Annotated in this window: 20 protein-coding genes; 12 read left to right on the forward strand and 8 right to left on the reverse strand. The window is 61.5% G+C overall.

All coding sequences use genetic code 11. The features are described from left to right. Nucleotide 1 precedes the first annotated feature (1 nt). A complete protein-coding gene (locus AACY45_RS12185) occupies nucleotides 2-961 on the reverse strand; it encodes a MerR family transcriptional regulator (RefSeq protein ID WP_339545703.1) in 960 nt (319 codons plus the stop codon). 207 nt (nucleotides 962-1,168) lie between these two features. On the opposite strand from AACY45_RS12185, the gene AACY45_RS12190 reads away from it, so the two are divergent. From AACY45_RS12190 to AACY45_RS12215, 6 genes are all read left to right on the forward strand, one after another. Continuing rightward, entirely contained in the window at nucleotides 1,169-1,738 is a 570-nt protein-coding gene (locus AACY45_RS12190; RefSeq protein WP_339545704.1) for an antibiotic biosynthesis monooxygenase, read from the forward strand. 61 nt (nucleotides 1,739-1,799) lie between these two features. Next, nucleotides 1,800-2,510, forward strand: a complete 711-nt coding sequence (gene folM / locus AACY45_RS12195) for a dihydromonapterin reductase (protein WP_339545705.1) — start codon at nucleotides 1,800-1,802, stop codon at nucleotides 2,508-2,510. 23 nt (nucleotides 2,511-2,533) lie between these two features. After that, nucleotides 2,534-3,088 (forward strand): GTP cyclohydrolase I FolE, encoded by a 555-nt coding sequence (gene folE / locus AACY45_RS12200; protein WP_339545706.1) that lies wholly within the window; start codon nucleotides 2,534-2,536, stop codon nucleotides 3,086-3,088. Between the two features lie 2 nt (nucleotides 3,089-3,090). Then, nucleotides 3,091-3,462 carry a dihydroneopterin triphosphate 2'-epimerase gene (gene folX, locus AACY45_RS12205; RefSeq protein WP_027618555.1) on the forward strand — a complete coding sequence of 124 codons (372 nt, stop codon included), beginning with the start codon at nucleotides 3,091-3,093 and terminating at the stop codon, nucleotides 3,460-3,462. 96 nt (nucleotides 3,463-3,558) lie between these two features. Further along, nucleotides 3,559-3,855 carry a DUF1244 domain-containing protein gene (locus AACY45_RS12210; RefSeq protein WP_339545707.1) on the forward strand — a complete coding sequence of 99 codons (297 nt, stop codon included), beginning with the start codon at nucleotides 3,559-3,561 and terminating at the stop codon, nucleotides 3,853-3,855. Then, complete coding sequence (locus AACY45_RS12215) at nucleotides 3,848-4,186, forward strand: HopJ type III effector protein (protein ID WP_339545708.1); 339 nt, start codon at nucleotides 3,848-3,850, stop codon at nucleotides 4,184-4,186. The genes AACY45_RS12210 and AACY45_RS12215 overlap by 8 nt, the downstream gene beginning before the upstream one ends. A 67-nt stretch (nucleotides 4,187-4,253) precedes the next feature. Here the strand turns inward: AACY45_RS12215 and trxB are convergent, their stop codons facing one another. Further along, a complete protein-coding gene (gene trxB / locus AACY45_RS12220) occupies nucleotides 4,254-5,210 on the reverse strand; it encodes a thioredoxin-disulfide reductase (RefSeq protein ID WP_339545709.1) in 957 nt (318 codons plus the stop codon). A gap of 313 nt (nucleotides 5,211-5,523) precedes the next feature. On the opposite strand from trxB, the gene cysZ reads away from it, so the two are divergent. Together cysZ and AACY45_RS12230 are read left to right on the forward strand one after the other, a co-directional pair. Beyond that, a complete protein-coding gene (gene cysZ, locus AACY45_RS12225; protein WP_339545710.1) occupies nucleotides 5,524-6,279 on the forward strand; it encodes a sulfate transporter CysZ in 756 nt (251 codons plus the stop codon). Nucleotides 6,280-6,319: 40 nt separating this feature from the next. After that, the gene (locus AACY45_RS12230; RefSeq protein ID WP_445261181.1) at nucleotides 6,320-7,543 is read left to right on the forward strand and encodes a glycosyltransferase family 4 protein; all 1,224 of its coding nucleotides are present in this window, start codon (nucleotides 6,320-6,322) and stop codon (nucleotides 7,541-7,543) included. Here AACY45_RS12230 and AACY45_RS12235 read toward each other — a convergent pair. The 3 genes from AACY45_RS12235 to AACY45_RS12245 form a co-directional block, all read right to left on the reverse strand. Then, on the reverse strand, nucleotides 7,512-8,615 hold the full coding sequence (locus AACY45_RS12235) for an NADH:flavin oxidoreductase (RefSeq protein ID WP_339545712.1): 1,104 nt from the start codon (nucleotides 8,613-8,615) through the stop codon (nucleotides 7,512-7,514). The genes AACY45_RS12230 and AACY45_RS12235 overlap by 32 nt on opposite strands. A 192-nt stretch (nucleotides 8,616-8,807) precedes the next feature. Continuing rightward, nucleotides 8,808-9,290 carry a glutathione peroxidase gene (locus tag AACY45_RS12240; protein ID WP_339545713.1) on the reverse strand — a complete coding sequence of 161 codons (483 nt, stop codon included), beginning with the start codon at nucleotides 9,288-9,290 and terminating at the stop codon, nucleotides 8,808-8,810. A gap of 132 nt (nucleotides 9,291-9,422) precedes the next feature. Continuing rightward, the gene (locus tag AACY45_RS12245) at nucleotides 9,423-9,908 is read right to left on the reverse strand and encodes an FKBP-type peptidyl-prolyl cis-trans isomerase (RefSeq protein WP_007901600.1); all 486 of its coding nucleotides are present in this window, start codon (nucleotides 9,906-9,908) and stop codon (nucleotides 9,423-9,425) included. On the opposite strand from AACY45_RS12245, the gene AACY45_RS12250 reads away from it, so the two are divergent. The 3 genes from AACY45_RS12250 to AACY45_RS12260 are packed head-to-tail and all read left to right on the forward strand — an operon-like array spanning nucleotide 9,877 to nucleotide 13,281. Continuing rightward, nucleotides 9,877-10,215 (forward strand): DUF3565 domain-containing protein, encoded by a 339-nt coding sequence (locus AACY45_RS12250; RefSeq protein WP_339545714.1) that lies wholly within the window; start codon nucleotides 9,877-9,879, stop codon nucleotides 10,213-10,215. The two genes, AACY45_RS12245 and AACY45_RS12250, sit on opposite strands and share 32 nt — an antisense overlap. Before the next feature lie 60 nt (nucleotides 10,216-10,275). Further along, nucleotides 10,276-12,375: a phosphate acetyltransferase gene (gene pta / locus AACY45_RS12255; protein ID WP_339545715.1), complete on the forward strand. Its 2,100-nt coding sequence runs from the start codon at nucleotides 10,276-10,278 to the stop codon at nucleotides 12,373-12,375. Beyond that, nucleotides 12,376-13,281 (forward strand): acyltransferase, encoded by a 906-nt coding sequence (locus AACY45_RS12260; RefSeq protein WP_339545716.1) that lies wholly within the window; start codon nucleotides 12,376-12,378, stop codon nucleotides 13,279-13,281. It begins immediately after the preceding gene. Between the two features lie 81 nt (nucleotides 13,282-13,362). Here the strand turns inward: AACY45_RS12260 and cysN are convergent, their stop codons facing one another. The 3 genes from cysN to AACY45_RS12275 all read right to left on the reverse strand — a co-directional run bounded on the left by cysN (nucleotide 13,363) and on the right by AACY45_RS12275 (nucleotide 17,081). After that, nucleotides 13,363-15,261 (reverse strand): sulfate adenylyltransferase subunit CysN, encoded by a 1,899-nt coding sequence (cysN, locus tag AACY45_RS12265; RefSeq protein ID WP_339545717.1) that lies wholly within the window; start codon nucleotides 15,259-15,261, stop codon nucleotides 13,363-13,365. A gap of 9 nt (nucleotides 15,262-15,270) precedes the next feature. After that, the gene (gene cysD, locus AACY45_RS12270; RefSeq protein WP_339545718.1) at nucleotides 15,271-16,188 is read right to left on the reverse strand and encodes a sulfate adenylyltransferase subunit CysD; all 918 of its coding nucleotides are present in this window, start codon (nucleotides 16,186-16,188) and stop codon (nucleotides 15,271-15,273) included. Nucleotides 16,189-16,322: 134 nt separating this feature from the next. Next, nucleotides 16,323-17,081, reverse strand: coding sequence for a Nif3-like dinuclear metal center hexameric protein (locus tag AACY45_RS12275; protein ID WP_339545719.1), 759 nt, complete (start codon nucleotides 17,079-17,081; stop codon nucleotides 16,323-16,325). Nucleotides 17,082-17,183: 102 nt separating this feature from the next. Here AACY45_RS12275 and algW point away from each other — a divergent pair, with 102 nt between their 5' ends. Further along, entirely contained in the window at nucleotides 17,184-18,350 is a 1,167-nt protein-coding gene (gene algW, locus AACY45_RS12280) for a Do family serine endopeptidase AlgW (RefSeq protein WP_339545721.1), read from the forward strand. The last annotated feature ends 58 nt before the right edge of the window (nucleotides 18,351-18,408 follow it).

The following is an 18,408-nucleotide window of genomic DNA, read 5'->3' on the forward strand; positions in this document are numbered from 1 at the left end:
TTCAGGTATCCAGCGTTCCTCCAAGAAAATGCTGCAAGCGCTGGCGCATCAGGCTACCTTCATTGCCCAGGCAGCCGATAGACGAACCGGCCAGGCTGTCCTGCGCCAGCTCCGACGCATCGCCGCACAACAACAGACGGCACTGCAGACTCATTGCAAGCCGATTCAGACGCCGGGCAAAGTCGCTGGCCGGTGCCCGACTGGAAACCAGCACCAGCGCCTCGGGCCGGACTTTTTCACAGACCAGGGACAGTTCCTCGAAAGGCTTGCCCAGCGCCAGCACCCGGACGCCCACCGCGCCACCGCTCAGGAACAATGCCGCCAGTAGCAACTCCAGCTCATGGCAATGCCCTTCGATTGCCGCCACCGCAACCCGAACCGGCTGAGAGCCGCGCAACATAATCAGTCGTTGCAGCACCCGTGAGCGCAGGAAGGCGTCGAGCATGACCCATTCACTGGTTTGCCCGAAGAGCCCCTTTTGTTGCAGCGCCTGCGACCACAGCGGCATAAAAATGTCCTGGAACACCACATTCAATGAATAAGTGGAGAACACCTGGCCGTAGATCCGCGCCAGTTCCAGATCATCATAATTGCTCAATGCCGTGCGAATCTGGGCCTGCCACTGGGCATAATCAGCTTGGACCAACTGGTCCGGAACAATGCTCGACAACGCCTGCGCGGCCTGGCTCCTAGCCAGAAGCCTGCCGATCTTGCTGACCGCCACCCCCCGAGCGATCCAGCTCAGAATGCTGCGGATCTGCTCGATATCGGTCAGGGAATACAATCGATGCCCGCTTTCAGTGCGCGTTGGCTGGATCAAACCGTAGCGTCGCTCCCAGGCGCGCAAGGTCACCGGATTCACGCCGGTCAGGCGTGCCACTTCACGAATGGGGAACATTTGCTCCTGACTGTTAGCATCAACAGCCACCAACGGCTCGGGAGACTCAGTGATGACAGGCATCGGCTTGTAGACATCCACATCCAATTGGATCCTATCTTATCGCGCAACCATGGGCGATGTTCAAGTAGGGCCTGATCGACGAAGGTCGCTGGCGTATTTCGTAAAATCAGGAATAATCCTTGCTTGTTACAACCCAGCCCTCCACCCCGGGCTGTGTTCGGCGCGCCTCCTACCCGGAATCGCGCCCCCGCTTTATGGAGATACATAATGTCTACCTCACCCGTCACCCTGATGGTGGCGCGCCGCGTTGCCAGCGGGCGCTATCAAGAGCTGATCGCCTGGTTACGCGAAGGCGAACAACTGGCCACTGATTTTCCCGGTTACCTGGGCTCTGGCGTACTTGCCCCGCCGCCCGGTGATGACGAGTTCCAGATCATTTTCCGTTTCGCCGACGAACCGACCCTGCACGCCTGGGAGCACTCCGCCTCGCGCACGGCCTGGCTAGGGCGTGGCAGCGAGCTGTTTGCCCACCCTTCGGAGCATCGGGTCCGCGGCATCGATGGCTGGTTCGGCGCCGCCGGCCAACGTCCCCCGCGCTGGAAACAGGCCGTCGCCATCTGGCTGGCATTCTTTCCGGTCTCGCTGCTGTTCAATTTTGTCCTCGGCCCACTGCTGGGCGACCTGGCCATGCTGCCCCGGGTGTTCATCAGCACCCTGGCCCTGACCCCCTTGATGGTCTACTTCTTTATCCCGCTGTCGACCCGCCTGCTGGCCGGCTGGCTGAGCAGTACGCCCGCGCCGTCGTTGCCGGCCGAGACGGCCGCGCAGAACCGCTAAAAGGGGCATGGCTCGTCCAGTCGCTGGTATAGTTTTGCCATACCCGCGATGCGAGCCCTTCATGACCTCTTCCCCCGCCCCAATCCTCATCACCGGCGCCAGCCAGCGCGTCGGCCTGCATTGCGCGCTTCGGTTGCTGGAGGCCGGGCAGCTGGTGATCATCAGCTACCGCAGCGAACGCCCGGGGGTGCAAACCCTGCGCGACCTGGGGGCCACCGCGCTATTTGCCGACTTTTCCACGCAGGCCGGGATCCTTGCCTTCATCGCCCAACTCAAGGGGCACACCCAACAACTGCGGGCCATCGTGCACAACGCCTCGGCGTGGACTGCGGAAACTCCCGGTGGCGAAGCCGAGGCCTTCAGCCAGATGATCAACGTGCACATGCTTGCACCTTATCTGATCAACCTGCAGTGTGCCGAGATGCTGCGGCGCTCGAGCCCCGCCGATATCGTGCACATCAGCGACGATGTCACGCACAAGGGCAGCAGCCAGCACATCGCCTACTGCGCCAGCAAAGCCGGGCTCGATAGCCTGACCCTGTCGTTCGCTGCCAAGTACGCGCCACACATCAAGGTCAACGGCATTGCCCCTGCCCTGTTACTGTTCAACCCCGACGACGACGCGGCGTACCGGGCCAAGGCGCTGGCCAAGTCGGCGCTGGGCATCGAACCCGGCAGCGAAGTGGTCTACCAGAGCCTGCGCTATTTGCTGGACAACCCCTATGTCACCGGCACGACCCTGACCGTCAACGGCGGGCGGCACGTCAAGTAGGCCGCCCCCCGCGAGGATGTTCCATGCCATTGTCCCAACATTACCGCGAGATCCTCATAGGCCTGGGCGAAGACCCCGACCGCGAAGGCCTGCTCGATACGCCGGCCCGTGCCGCCAAGGCCATGCAGTATCTGTGTCATGGTTACGGGCAAAGCGTCGAGGAGATCGTCAACGGTGCCTTGTTTGCCTCGGACAACGATGAAATGGTGATCGTCGACAACATCGAGCTGTACTCACTCTGCGAACATCACCTGCTGCCCTTCATCGGCAAGGCCCATGTGGCTTATATTCCTACCGGCAAGGTGCTGGGCCTGTCGAAGATCGCCAGGATCGTCGACATGTTTGCCCGGCGCCTGCAGATCCAGGAGAACCTCACCCGGCAGATTGCCGACGCCGTGCAGCGCGTGACGGGGGCCGCCGGCGTTGCGGTGGTGATCGAGGCCCGGCACATGTGCATGATGATGCGCGGCGTGGAAAAACAGAATTCGACCATGAACACCTCGGTGATGCTCGGTGCCTTCCGCGACTCGAGCAACACTCGCCAGGAGTTCCTGCAATTGATTGGACGGAGCAAGTAGCAATGCCACAACTTCAACCAGGAATGGCCCGCATCCGGGTCAAGGACCTGTGCCTGCGGACCTTCATCGGCATCAATGAAGACGAAATCCTCAACAAGCAGGACGTGCTGATCAACCTGACGATCCTGTACGCCGCACAGGAAGCGGTGCGCGATAACGACATCGATCACGCGCTCAACTACCGCACCATTACCAAGGCGATCATCGCTCACGTGGAGGGCAATCGTTTTGCCCTGCTCGAACGCATGACCCAGGAATTGCTGGACCTGGTGATGGCCAACCAGAGCGTGCTGTACGCCGAAGTCGAAGTCGACAAACCCCACGCCCTGCGTTTCGCCGAGTCGGTGTCGATTACGCTTGCAGCGAGCCGCTAGCTTCAAGCGGCGAGCGGCAAGCGCTAAACTTGCAGCCACCGCCATCCAACTTGCAGCTTGAAGCTTGCCGCTTGAAGCTGTCTCGCAGAGACCGCCATGACCGAACAACAACGCCTGAAACTCGAAGCCGCCGCCTTTCGCCGGCTGGTTGCCCACCTGGACAGCCGCAAGGACGTGCAGAACATCGACCTGATGAACCTCTCGGGCTTTTGCCGTAACTGCCTGTCCAAGTGGTACAAGGCCGCAGCCGACGAACGCCAGATCGACGTCAGCCTCGATGACGCCCGCGAAGTGGTCTACGGCATGCCGTACGCCGAGTGGAAAGCCCAATACCAGCAAGAAGCCAGCGCCGAGCAACAAGCGGCGTTCGCCAAAGGAAAGACCCATGACTGACCTGAACACCCTGCGCGCCAGCCTCAAGAGCGGCGAACACGCGTTTGCCGAGACCCTGGTCTTCATCGGCGCGAACTACGACTATCAGCCGCAGGCCTTCATTAACGGCGGCGTGGAAAACGCCGCCGGACAGAACGAAGGTTCGTGCAAGACCCTGGGCCTGGCTGTGCTGGAAGGCTTGAACGATGAAGAAACCCTGCTGGCATTCGGTGAGCACTACCGTGCCGTGCTGGCCACCCCAGAGGGCAGTGACCACGGCAATATCCGGGCGCTGATGGTTCATGGGTTGGCGGGGGTCAAGCTCTCGGCACAGCCGCTGACTCGGCGCTGATTGCCCAGCTGGCGCTTTTTCAGCGACAAAAAAACCGGCCGAAGCCGGTTTTTTCATGCCCAAAGAATCAAGCGTTCTTCAGGTTGTCCAGGTAACGCTCTGCGTCCAGTGCGGCCATGCAGCCGGCGCCGGCAGAGGTGATGGCCTGGCGGTAGACGTGGTCAGCCACGTCGCCGGCGGCAAAGATGCCTTCGATGCTGGTGGCAGTGGCGTTGCCGTCACGACCGCCCTGCACGACCAGGTAACCATCCTTGAGGGTCAACTGGCCTTCGAACAGCGAGGTGTTCGGAGTGTGGCCGATGGCGATGAACACACCGTCGACTTTCAACTCGTCGAAGCTGCCGTCGTTGTTCTTCAGGCGCGCGCCGGTCACACCCATGTTGTCGCCCAGCACTTCGTCCAGGTTCGAGTTCAGCTTGAGGATGATCTTGCCTTCGGCCACACGGGCGTTCAGCTTGTCGATCAGGATCTTCTCGGCGCGGAAGGTATCGCGACGGTGCACCAGGGTCACGGTGCTGGCGATGTTGGCCAGGTACAGGGCTTCTTCCACGGCGGTGTTACCACCACCGACCACAGCGACCGGCTTGTTGCGATAGAAGAAACCATCGCACGTGGCGCAGGCCGAAACGCCCTTGCCCATGAACGCTTCTTCCGAGGGCAGACCCAGGTAACGCGCGCTGGCACCGGTGGCGATGATCAGTGCGTCACAGGTGTAAGTGCCGCTGTCGCCCGTCAGGGTGTAAGGCTTGGCGGCAAAGTCGACGGCATTGATGTGGTCGAACACGATTTCGGTCTCGAAACGCTCGGCGTGCTCTTTCATCCGCTCCATCAGCACCGGGCCGGTCAGGCCATGGACGTCGCCCGGCCAGTTGTCGACTTCGGTGGTGGTGGTCAGTTGACCGCCAGCCTGCATGCCGGTGATCAGCAACGGCTTGAGGTTGGCACGGGCGGCATAGACTGCGGCGCTGTAACCGGCAGGGCCGGAACCGAGAATAATCACTCGCGAATGACGTACATCAGACATGACTCACTCCTATCGACCGGCCGGTATGACCTGGCGCGGATGCCGGATTGCCGGCTGGAATAAAAAAGGACCGTGCCAGCACTTGGGGAAGTGCATCGCGGGACAGCCCTGAAAAATAATGGGTGCAGCGTATCGAGGAGGCGAAGATTAAGGAAATACCGTTTAACAATCCAGCTCATAGGCGGTCTCTATCTCCAAGCGGCCGATTTAACGGCGCCTTTGTTACAGTTAATGTCGATCCGCTTGCCACGCTTTCACCTGTGGGGCAAAGCCGGTAAGGTCGGCGCGTTTTCCCCCTTGCTCGGAGCACCTTATGCCCGCCCCCGTTCTGTCCGGCCCGCAATACCTGCGCGAAGGCCTGAAGCTGGTCTTGAGTCCCGGCCTGCGTTTGTTCGTGTTGCTGCCGCTGGCCATCAACCTGGTGCTGTTCGTCGGCTTGATCTACCTGGCCGGCCACCAGTTCAGCCTGTGGGTCGACACCCTGATGCCATCACTGCCCGACTGGCTGAGCTTCCTCAGTTATGTGCTGTGGCCAATGTTCGTGGTGTTGGTGGCGCTGATGGTGTTTTTTACCTTCACCCTGCTGGCCAACGTGATCGCAGCGCCCTTCAACGGCTTCCTTGCCGAGAAAGTCGAAGTGGTGGTTCGTGGCACCGATGACTTCCCGGCCTTCAGTTGGGGCGAACTGACCGCCATGGTCCCTCGGACCCTGGCCCGGGAAATGCGCAAGCTGGGGTACTTCCTGCCCCGGGCGTTGGCGCTGTTCATCCTGTCGTTGATTCCGGTGGTCAACCTGATCGCCGCGCCGCTGTGGTTGATCTTCGGGGTGTGGATGATGGCGATCCAGTACATCGACTACCCGGCGGACAACCACAAGCTGGGCTGGAACGAGATGCTCGCCTGGCTGCGCGAGAAGCGCTGGCAGAGCATGAGTTTTGGCGGGATCGTCTATCTGGTGCTGCTGATCCCCGTGGTAAACATCCTGATGATGCCGGCCGCCGTGGCGGGTGCGACCCTGTTCTGGGTGCGTGAACGCGGCGCGGAAAACCTGGTCACTCGCCAGGGCTGAGCCGGTCATCAATTCATCATTCTCCTGACACAATGACGACATGACCCCAGCCGACACTGGGGTCATGACGACAGCGCTGCGTATCACCCTGATCACCGAAACCTTCCCTCCGGAAATCAACGGCGTGGCCAATACCCTGGGCCGCTTGTGTGATGGCCTGCGCGCCCGTGGGCATCAGGTCGAACTGGTGCGCCCGCGCCAGGATGCTGATCAGGCCCAGGCCAGCGACGATGCCCTGCTGCTCTGTCGCGGCTGGCCGCTGCCGGGCTATCCGGGGCTGCAATGGGGTCAGTCGTCGATGCACAAACTGCTCAGGCGCTGGAAACGCCAACGCCCGGACGTGCTGTACATCGCCACCGAAGGCCCGCTGGGCCTGTCGGCCCTGCGCGCGGCACGGCGCCTGGGAATCTCGGTGGTGAGCGGTTTTCACACCAATTTCCAGCAGTACACCCATCAATACGGTCTCGGTTTGCTGACCCGGATGCTGACGCATTACCTGCGCTGGTTTCACAACCGTTCGACACTGACGCTGGTGCCGAGCGTCAGCCAGCGACTGGAACTGGAGCGGCGGCATTTCGAGCGCCTGGCGCTGTTGTCCCGGGGAGTCGACAGCCAGTTGTTTCACCCCGCCAAACGAGTGAGCACCTTGCGTGAACACTGGGGCCTGGCTGAGGGTGACATTGCGGTGATGCACGTCGGTCGGCTCGCCCCCGAGAAAAACCTTGGCCTGCTCAAACGCTGTTTGGAAAAGCTGTGCGCTACTTATCCACAGCGCAAACTGAAATTGATCGTGGTCGGCGATGGGCCACAGCGCGCGGCACTGGAAAAGGATCTGCCGCAGGCGATCTTCTGTGGCTCACAGCGCGGTGAGGCCTTGGCGGCGCACTATGCGTGCGGTGATGTGTTTCTGTTTCCGAGCCTGACCGAAACCTTCGGCAATGTGGTGCTGGAGGCGCTGGCCTCTGGACTGGGCGTGGTGGCGTATGACCAGGCCGCGGCGGCGCAGCATATTCGCCATGGCTACAACGGCGTACTGGCGATGCCGGGCGATGAAGAGGCGTTCTGCGAGGCGGCGGCGTGGTTGCTGGAGGAGGATGAAACCTTGCGCTGCGTGCGCCTGAATGCGCGCCAGCACGCGAGTCGCCAGGGCTGGCCGGCGATCATCGAGCAGTTTGAAGACCAACTGCGCGGGGCCTGTCAGGTCCCCGCGCCAGAGATGGAGGCGGTGTCGCTTAAACCAGCGTCATCAACGCTTCGCGACTGAACGGCAGGATCTCGCCTTCTCTTCCATCCCGGACTTTCTGCGCCCAGTCCGGGTCGACCAGCAGTGCACGCCCCACCGCTACCAGATCGAACTCATCGTTGTTCAGGCGCTCCAGCAGGTTTTCCAGGCTGGCCGGCTGGGCCACTTTGTCGGTGTTGACCATGAACTGCAGAAACTCGCCATCCAGGCCAACGCTGCCCACGGTGATGGTCGGCTTGCCGGTCAACACGCGAGTCCAGCCGGCCAGGTTGAGGTCGGAACCGTCAAACTCCGGCTCCCAGAAACGTCGTGTCGAGCAGTGGAAAATATCCACACCCGCGTCAGACAACGGCTTGAGGAATGCCCCCAGCGCTTCAGGTGTCTGCACCAGACGCGCGGTGTAGTCCTGCTGCTTCCACTGGGAGAAACGGAAGATGATCGGGAACCCTTCGCCGACCGCTGCCCGCACCGCCTGGATCAATTCGATGGCAAAGCGCGAGCGGTTGGCCAGGTCACCGCCGTATTGATCGGTACGCTGGTTGCTGGTCTCCCAGAAGAACTGGTCCAGCAGGTAGCCGTGGGCGCCGTGGATTTCCACGCCGTCCATGCCGATGCTCTGTGCATCCTTGGCGGCCTGGGCGAAGGCAGCGATCACCTCCTGGATATCCTGCTCGGTCATGCCGTGCACCACGACCTGGCCGTCCTTGAGCTTTTCCGATGGGCCATAGCCCGGCACACTGGCGTCTGGCTCGGTACCGATGCGCCGCACGCTGCCGACGTGCCACAGTTGCGGAACGATCTTGCCGCCTTCGGCATGCACGGCATCCACGACCTTTTTCCAGCCGGCCAAGGCCGCTTCACCATAGAACTGCGGAACATTCGGGTAACCATTGGCCGCCTTGTGACCGACGGTGGTGCCTTCGGTGATGATCAGGCCCACACCCGCCGCCGCGCGACGGCGGTAATACTCGATGACTTTCGAGTTCGGCACGCCACCCGGGGAGAACGAACGGGTCATGGGGGCCATGACCACACGGGTCGGCAACTCCAGGGTACCCAGGTAAAACGGCTTGAACAGGGCTTGTACAGGCATGCGGCACTCCACAGGGACGCGAGGTTTATGACGGGGATAATATGGAGCGTACCCAGGCTTGAACAGCACTATTGATCTGAGTGATTAAGGATTAGAAATCAAAAGAAAAGATCGCAGCCTTCGCCAGCTCCCACAGGTGTTCACATTCCAATGTGGGCGCTGGCGAAGGCTGCGATCTTTTGATCTTTCTTTTTAGCTCAAGGCTTTTTCAATGGCCTGGACGACCGCCGGATCATCCGGCGCCGTGCGCGGCGAGAAACGCGCGAGCACACGTCCGTCCTTGCCCAGCAGGAATTTTTCGAAGTTCCAGGTGATGTCGCCAGGAAACTCCGCCCCCTCGCCCGCCAGCAGACGGTACAACTGATGGCGCTCATGGCCGTTGACGTCCAGCTTGCTGGACAGCGGAAAGCTCACGCCGTAGGTGTGGCTGCAGAAATCCTTGATCTCGTCTGCCGTGCCCGGCTCCTGGCCGGCGAACTGGTTGCAAGGCAAGCCCAGCACGCTGAAGCCTCGGGCCTTGTACTGCTGATAAAGGTTTTCCAGAGCGGCGTACTGTGGGGTCAAACCACACTTGGAGGCCACGTTGACCACCAGTACGACACGCCCTTTGAAGGGCGCCAGCGGTAAGTCCAGGTCGTCCAACGTTTTTAAAGTAAGGTCGTGAAAAGCACTCATGATGAACTCCAGATATCCCGTGTTTTTCTCGAAACGCCCTTCAACCGCGCTATCACCTGGCGCCCGTTAACCGGCGCCGACTAAAAAGGCGCCCCAAGGCGCCTCTCCAGATACCTGAGCTTAGCGCAGAAATCAGTGGTGATGACCACCTTCGCCATGGACGTGACCATGAGCGATTTCTTCCTGGCTGGCGTCACGGATGTCGATGATCTTCACCTGGAAGTTCAGACGCTGGCCGGCCAACGGGTGGTTGCCGTCGACAGTCACGTCGTCGCCGTCCAGGTCACGGATGGTGACGATCTGCATTTGGCCGTCTGGCGCGGAAGCGTGGAACTGCATGCCCACTTCCAGTTCGTCGACGCCTTCGAACATGCTGCGGCTCAGGGTGCTGACCAGCTCGGCGGCGTACTCGCCGTAAGCGTCTTCAGGTTCAACAGCTACGGTCAGTTCGTCGCCGACAGCTTTACCTTCCAGGGCTTTTTCCAGACCTGGAATGATGTTACCTGCGCCTTGCAGGTAGACCAGCGGCGCGCCGCCGGCGGAGCTGTCGATGACCTCACCAGCGTCGTTGGTCAGGGTATAGTCGATGGAGACAGCCTTATTGGCGGCGATCAGCATGGGGCGAGACCTTTTGCAGAAGAATAAAGAATGGACAAGTTTAGCGAAGCAAACGCCCGAAAGCGAACGGAACCCTGACCAACGGCCCGCTTCGAAAGCTTCGATCATCACCGGCTTCCATCAGGACGAGGATGGGCACTGGGTGGCCGAGCTGTCCTGCGGTCATACCCAGCACCTGCGCCACCAGCCCCCCTGGCAATCCCGAGCCTGGGTCCTGGACCCGCTGCAGCGCCAGGAAAAAATAGGCCAGGCCTTTGATTGCGGTTGGTGCGCTCAAGGCCCGGTTAGCGATAACCTTGGCGTCTGAAATTTCGGTAGGAGGCCAGTCATAGGCCTTCACCTTGCCATGCACCTCTAGAGAATCCGCATGCAAACTTTTTTTATCGCACCCACCGATTTTGGTGTAGGCCTGACTTCCATCAGCCTCGGGCTGGTGCGCACCCTGGAACGAGCAGGGTTGAAAGTCGGCTTTTTCAAACCGATTGCCCAACCGCACCCCGGTGACACCGGGCCGGAACGCTCCACCGAACTGGTGGCCCGTACCCATGGCCTGAAACCGCCCCAGCCGCTGGGCTTGGCCCATGTCGAACGGATGCTGGGGGACGGCCAACTGGACGAGTTGCTGGAAGAAATCATCACCCTGTACCAGCAAGCCGCCATCGGCAAGGACGTGCTGATCGTCGAAGGCATGGTGCCGACCCGCAGCGCCAGCTATGCCGCCCGGGTCAACCTGCACCTGGCCAAAAGCCTGGATGCCGAGGTGATCCTGGTCTCGGCGCCGGAAAACGAAGTGCTCACCGAGCTGTCCGGGCGCGTCGAGTTGCAGGCGCAACTGTTCGGCGGCCCGAAAGACCCGAAAGTCCTCGGCGTGATCCTCAACAAGGTCAAGACCGAGGAAAGCATGGAGGCCTTCGCCGCGCGCCTGAAAGAACACTCGCCATTGCTGCGCAGCGGTGATTTCCGATTGCTCGGCTGCATCCCGTTCCAGCCGGAGCTCAACGCCCCGCGCACCCGCGACGTGGCCGACCTGATGGGCGCGCAAGTGCTCAATGCCGGCGACTTCGAAACCCGGCGCATGACCAAGATCATCATTTGTGCGCGGACCATGCGCAACACCGTGGAGTTGCTCAAGCCCGGCGTGCTGGTGGTGACCCCAGGTGATCGCGACGACATCATCCTGGCGGTCAGCCTGGCAGCGATGAACGGCGTGCCGCTGGCCGGCCTGCTGCTGACCAGTGACACCCTGCCCGACCCGCGCATCATGGACCTGTGCCGCGGGGCATTGCAGGCCGGCTTGCCGGTGCTGTCGGTAAGCACTGGCTCCTACGACACCGCCAACCAGTTGAACGGCCTGAACAAGGAAATCCCGATCGACGACCGCGAACGCGCGGAAATCATTACCGACTTCGTCGCCAGTCACCTGGATGCCAATTGGCTGCACCAGCGCTGCGGCACGCCGCGGGAAATGCGCCTGTCACCTGCGGTGTTCCGCTACCAGTTGATTCAGCGCGCCCAGGCGGCCAACAAGCGCATCGTCCTGCCCGAAGGCAGCGAGCCCTTGACCGTGCAGGCAGCGGCCATCTGTCAGGCCCGCGGCATTGCCCGTTGCGTGTTGCTGGCCAAACCGGCGGACGTCGAGGCCGTGGCGCGTGCTCAGGGCATCGAGTTGCCCCCGGGCCTGGAGATTCTCGACCCGGACCTGATCCGCGACCGCTATGTCGAACCGATGGTTGCCCTGCGCAAGACCAAGAGCCTCAATGCGCCGATGGCCGAGCAGCAACTGGAAGACACCGTGGTGATTGGCACCATGATGCTGGCACTGGACGAGGTCGACGGGCTGGTGTCCGGGGTCATTCACTCCACCGCCAATACCATCCGCCCCGCCCTGCAACTGATTAAAACCGCGCCGGGCTGCACCCTGGTGTCCTCGGTGTTCTTCATGCTGTTTCCAGAGGAAGTGCTGGTCTACGGCGACTGCATCATGAACCCGCACCCCAGCGCCAGCGAGCTGGCGGAGATCGCCCTGCAAAGCGCCGACTCCGCCGCCGCCTTCGGCATCACGCCACGGGTGGCGATGCTCAGCTACTCCAGCGGCGACTCGGCCAGCGGCGAAGAAGTGGAGAAGGTGCGCGAGGCCACGCTGTTGGCCCACGAAGCGCAAAACGCCCTGCTGATCGACGGGCCGCTGCAGTACGACGCCGCCGCCAACGAAGCCGTCGCGCGGCAACTGGCCCCCAACAGCCCGGTGGCCGGGCGCGCCACGGTGTTCATTTTCCCCGACCTCAACAGTGGCAACACCACCCACAAGGCCGTGCAGCGCAGTGCCGATTGCGTCAGCCTCGGTCCGATGCTGCAAGGCCTGCGCAAACCGGTGAACGACTTGCCACGCGGTGCGCAGGTCGACGACATCGTCTACACCATTGCCCTGACCGCGATTCAGGCCGCCAACCGACCGATGGATCTCTAAATGCTGGATTTTCTCCCTGGCGCCGTGCGTGGCGTGATCGCTGCGCTGCTACTGGCACTCAACACCCTGTTGTTGTGTTCGTTCCTGTTTTGCGTGGCGATCTTCAAGGTCCTGCCGTTCGCCCTCACCCAGCGCTTCACCGCCTGGCTGATGAACCACACCCATGAGGCCTGGATCAGCAACAACAAGGCCTGGATGCAGTTGGTCTGCCGCACCCGCTGGCACCTCAGCGGTCTCGAAGGGCTGGACTACCAGCACTCGTACCTGATCACCAGCAACCACCAGAGCTGGGTCGACATCATGGTCCTGCAGTACCTGTTGAACCGAAAAATCCGTCCGCTGAAATTTTTCCTCAAGCAGGAGCTGATCTGGGTGCCGGTGATCGGCCTGGCCTGGTGGGCCCTGGGCTTTCCGTTCATGAAGCGCTACTCCAAGGCCTACCTGGAGAAACACCCGGAGAAGAAAGGCAAGGACCTGGAAACCACCCGTAAGACCTGTGCGAAGTTTCGCAACAATCCGGTGGGCATGTTCAACTTCGCCGAGGGCACACGCTTCACCGAGGCCAAGCACAAGCAGCAGCAATCGCCGTTCCGCTACCTGCTCAAGCCCAAGGCCGGCGGGATAGCCTTTGTGCTGGATGCCATGGGCGAACAACTGCAATCGATCGTCAATGTGACCATCCACTACCCGGCCGGGCGCCCGGGTTTCTGGGACCTGCTGTGCGGCAACGTCAGGGAGGTGGTGGTGCATTTCCAGGAGCTGCCGATCCCGCCGCAGTTCATCGGCAAGAACTACGAGCAGGATGGCGCCTACCGCCTGCAGTTCCAGGGCTGGATCAACCAGCTGTGGGAAGACAAGGATGCGTTGTTGGGGCAGATGCATCGCGAGTATCCAAAGCACCACTGACCCCTGTGGGGGCGAGTCGACCACACATAAAAAACCCGCCGATGATCACTCATCGGCGGGTTTTTCATGACCGGCGAACGCTTAGATCGCGCCGCGGCTACGCAGCAGATCCAGCACCTGCTTGACGCTGTCTTCCAGCGACAGGGCCTGGGTGTCGACCACCAGGTCGGCGTCCAGCGGCACGTCGTACGGGAAGGACTCGCCCGGGATGTTGTCCCCGGCCGCCGCATACAAGCCTTGTGGGTCACGTTCGGCGCAGACCGCCGGCGAAGCCTGGACGTAGACCGTCAGCAGACGGTCCTTGCCGATCAGGTCCTTGGCCTGCTCACGGCCTTCGGAACTCGGCGCCACGAAAGCGGCCAGGGTCAGCAGGCCGGCTTCGTTGAACTGCCGCGCGACATGCGCCGCACGACGCCAGTTCTCGGTACGCCCGGCGCGATCCTGCGGCAGGCCTTTGTTAAGGTCGTGACGCAGGTTCTGGCCATCGAGCACGAACACCGCACGGCCCATGTCGAACAACTTGCGCTCGACCGCATAGGCCAGGGTGCTCTTGCCCGCGCCCGACAAGCCGCTGAACAACACCGTGGCTGGCTGCTGGCCGAAGCGCTGGGCACGTTCTTCGGTGGCCACGTGCGCCAGTTTGCCATGGTGGGTAGCACTGCCATGCGCTACCGGCTGGGCGACGATCATGCCGGCGCCCACGGTGCCGTTGGTCAAGCGGTCGATGATGATGAACGCGCCGGTGGTGCGGTTGCTTTCGTAACCGTCGAGGGCAATCGGCGCATCGAGCGCGATCCTGACCTTGCCGATTTCGTTCAACTGCAACGCACTGGCCGGACCTTCTTCCAAGGTGTTGACGTCGACCTTGTTGACGATGCTGGCAATGGAGCCCGGCACGTAGCTGGTGGCGCGCTTGATGTCGTACTTCTTGCCCGGCAGCATCGGCTCTTCAGCCATCCACACCAGCATGGCTTCGAAGCTGTCGGTCACCGGCGGCACGTTGTCGGCATGTACCAACAGGTCACCACGGGAGATGTCGATTTCGTCTTCCATGGTCAGGGTCACTGCCTGGCCAGGACCGGCGTGCTCCAGCTCACCTTCGAAGGTGACGATGGATTTGACGCGGCTGCTCTTGCCCGACGGCAGGACCACGATTTCGTCGCCTTTCTTGACGATGCCGCTGGCCAGGGTGCCGGCGAAACCGCGGAAGTTCAGATTGGGACGGTTAACGTACTGCACCGGGAAACGTAGGTCGGTGAAGTTGCGGTCGCCCGCCACTTCCACGGTCTCGAGGATTTCCATCAGCGACTGGCCGGTGTACCACGGCGAACGCTCGGACTTGTTCACCACGTTGTCGCCCTTGAGGGCCGACATCGGCACGAAGTGCATGCTGGTGGGCTTCATCTTCAAGCCTTCGGCGAACTGCAGGTAGTCGGCCTTGATCGACTCGAACACGCCCTGGTCGAAGTCCTTGAGGTCCATCTTGTTGATGGCCACGACGATGTGCTTGATGCCCAGCAACGAGGCGATGAAGCTGTGGCGACGGGTCTGGGTCTGCACGCCGTAGCGGGCGTCCACCAGGATGATCGCCAGGTCACAGGTCGACGCACCGGTGGCCATGTTGCGGGTGTACTGCTCATGGCCCGGGGTATCGGCAATGATGAATTTGCGTTTGGCGGTGGAGAAATAGCGGTACGCGACATCGATGGTGATGCCTTGTTCGCGCTCGGCCTGCAGGCCGTCGACCAGCAGCGCCAGGTCGATATCGTCACCGGTGGTGCCGACTTTTTTCGAGTCGCGGGTAATGGCTTCCAGATGGTCTTCGTAGATCATCTTGGAGTCGTGCAGCAGGCGCCCGATCAGGGTGCTCTTGCCGTCATCGACGTTACCGCAGGTCAGGAAGCGCAGCAGCTCTTTACGTTCGTGCTGGCCCAGGTAGGCGAGGATGTCCTCGCTGATCAAATCAGATTGATGCGACATGACAGCCCCTTAGAAATAACCTTGACGTTTTTTGTCTTCCATCGAGCCGGCGCCATCGTGGTCGATGACACGGCCCTGGCGCTCGGAAGTTCGCGTCAGGAGCATTTCCTGAATGATGTCCGTGAGGCTTTCGGCCTCGGACTCCACCGCGCCCGTCAACGGGTAGCAGCCAAGGGTACGGAAACGCACTTTCTTTTTGACGATGCGGGCTTTGTCTTCATCGCTCAGGTGTTCGAGGATGCGCTCGTCGTCGATCATGATCAGCGTGCCATTCTTCTCGATCACGTCCCGTTCGGCGGCGAAGTACAGCGGCACGATCGGGATGCCTTCCAGGTAGATGTACTGCCAGATGTCCAGCTCGGTCCAGTTCGACAACGGGAAGACGCGGATCGACTCGCCCTTGTTGACCTTGCCGTTGTACACGTTCCACAGCTCGGGGCGCTGGTTTTTCGGGTCCCAGCGGTGCTTGCTGTCGCGGAACGAGTACACGCGCTCCTTGGCGCGGGATTTCTCTTCATCGCGGCGCGCACCACCGAAGGCGGCGTCGAAACCATGCTTGTCCAATGCCTGTTTCAGGCCTTCGGTCTTCATGATGTCGGTGTGCTTGGCGCTGCCGTGGGTGAACGGGTTGATGCCCTGCGCAACGCCGTCGGGGTTGACGTGGGTGATCAGGTCCAGGCCCAGCTCGGCGACCATCTTGTCGCGGAAGCTGTACATCTCCTGGAATTTCCACTGGGTGTCGACGTGCATCACCGGAAACGGCAGCTTGCCCGGGAAGAACGCCTTGCGTGCCAGGTGCAGCATCACGGCGGAGTCTTTACCGATGGAGTACAGCATCACCGGGTTATCGAACTCGGCGGCCACCTCGCGGATGATGTGGATGCTTTCCGCCTCCAGCTGTTTCAGATGCGTCAGTTTGTCGACCATGGCTACTCACGAAAACTTTCTTATGAACGGCCACCGGGCCGTGTTCGAGCGGGGAATCCTAGCACAGCGACCTCTTCTAATCAGGACGCCTACTAGATCGAAAGGGTATATCAATATACCTGCCCGTTTGGCTGTTAAATGGGGTTGGGGCAATCGATGAAGATGTGCTCCAGGGCAAACCGGCGCGCCAGGTATTCCCCCAGCGCCTGTACGCCATAGCGCTCGGTGGCGTGGTGACCGGCGGCGATGAAGCTGATGGCGTTTTCCCGGGCGCTGTGGAAGGTCTGCTCAGACGCTTCACCGCTCAGGTACAGGTCGACGCCGGCCTGTACTGCCTGGTCGATATAGCCCTGCCCGCCACCGGTGCACCAGCCGACTCGGCGGATCATTTGCTCACCTTCGATCAGCAGCGGCTCGCGGCCCATGACCTGCTGCACGTGACGGGCAAAATCGCGGGCGGTCATGGGTTCGGCGAGGGAGCCGACCAGGCCGACCACCTTGGCATTGTCCGGGTCCAGCGGGCCTTCCACGGTAATCTCCAGTTGCCGGGCCAGTTGCACGTTGTTGCCCACGTCCGGATGCAGGTCCAGCGGCAGGTGATAGGCCAGCAGGCTGATGTCGTGCTTGAGCAGGGTCTTGAGCCGACGCTGCTTCATGCCGGTGATGCACGGGTTTTCGCCCTTCCAGAAGTAGCCGTGGTGGACCAGGATCAGGTCGGCGCCGGCTTCGACGGCGGCATCGAGCAAGGCCTGGCTGGCCGTGACGCCGCTGACGATACGCATGACTTGCGGCCGCCCCTCGACCTGCAGGCCATTGGGGCAATAATCGGCAATCCGCGAACTGCCAAGATAACGATCCGCTTCTGCTACCAGGGTGCTCAGGGCAACGGCCATAAAAGACTCCTAAATATCCCGTTCAGAGGCACGCGCGGCCTCGTATAATGCGCGACATTATGGGCCGTGGTTGGCCCCTCGTAACCTCCCAGGATTTGTTCAATGCTCAAGGGTCTGCGTTTTTTGGGCTGGCCGCTATTGGCCGGCGTGCTGATTGCGTTGCTGATTATCCAGCGTTACCCACAATGGGTCGGGCTTCCGAGCCTGGATGTGAACCTGCAGCAGGCCCCGCAAACCACTCTGACGCAGCAAGGCCCGGTGTCCTACGCGGACGCGGTGGTCATCGCCGCACCCGCGGTGGTCAACCTCTACACCACCAAAGTGGTCAACAAGACCAGCCACCCGCTGTTTGAAGACCCCCAGTTCCGGCGCTTCTTCGGCGATAACGCGCCCAAGCAGAAGCGTATGGAATCGAGCCTCGGCTCGGGCGTGATCATGAGTTCGCAAGGCTATTTGCTGACCAACAACCACGTCACCTCCGGCGCCGACCAGATCGTAGTCGCGCTCAAGGACGGTCGCGAAACCCTGGCCCGGGTCATCGGCAGTGACCCGGAAACCGACCTGGCGGTATTGAAAATCGACCTGAAGAACCTGCCATCGATTACCGTCGGCCGCTCGGAGAGCATCCGTGTGGGTGACGTGGCACTGGCCATCGGCAACCCGTTCGGCGTCGGCCAGACCGTCACCATGGGCATCATCAGCGCCACCGGGCGCAACCAGCTGGGGCTGAACAACTACGAAGACTTCATCCAGACCGACGCGGCGATCAACCCCGGCAACTCCGGTGGCGCGCTGGTGGACGCCAACGGCAACCTGACCGGCATCAACACGGCGATCTTCTCAAAGTCCGGCGGCTCCCAGGGCATCGGCTTCGCGATTCCGATCAAGCTGGCCATGGAAGTGATGAAGTCGATCATCGAACACGGCCAGGTGATTCGTGGCTGGCTGGGCATTGAAGTGCAACCCTTGAGCCAGGAACTGGCGGAGTCGTTTGGTCTGTCCGGGCGCCCAGGCATCGTGGTGGCGGGGATTTTCCGTGACGGCCCGGCGCAGAAAGCCGGCCTGCAACTGGGGGACGTGATCCTGAGCATCGACGGTGAGCCGGCTGGCGACGGCCGACGCTCGATGAACCAGGTAGCGCGCATCAAGCCCACTGACAAGGTCAGCATCCTGGTGATCCGCAATGGCAAGGAGATCGAGCTGACCGCAGAAATCGGCCTGCGTCCGCCGCCGGCACCGGCATCGGTCAAGGAAAAAGAAGTGGAATAACCCAGACCCGATCATTTCTGGTCAATGGAAGATATTCTCATTGGTCATGTTATATTGT

This window comes from Pseudomonas sp. RA_35y_Pfl2_P32 (genome assembly GCF_963970735.1).
GTDB lineage: Bacteria > Pseudomonadota > Gammaproteobacteria > Pseudomonadales > Pseudomonadaceae > Aquipseudomonas.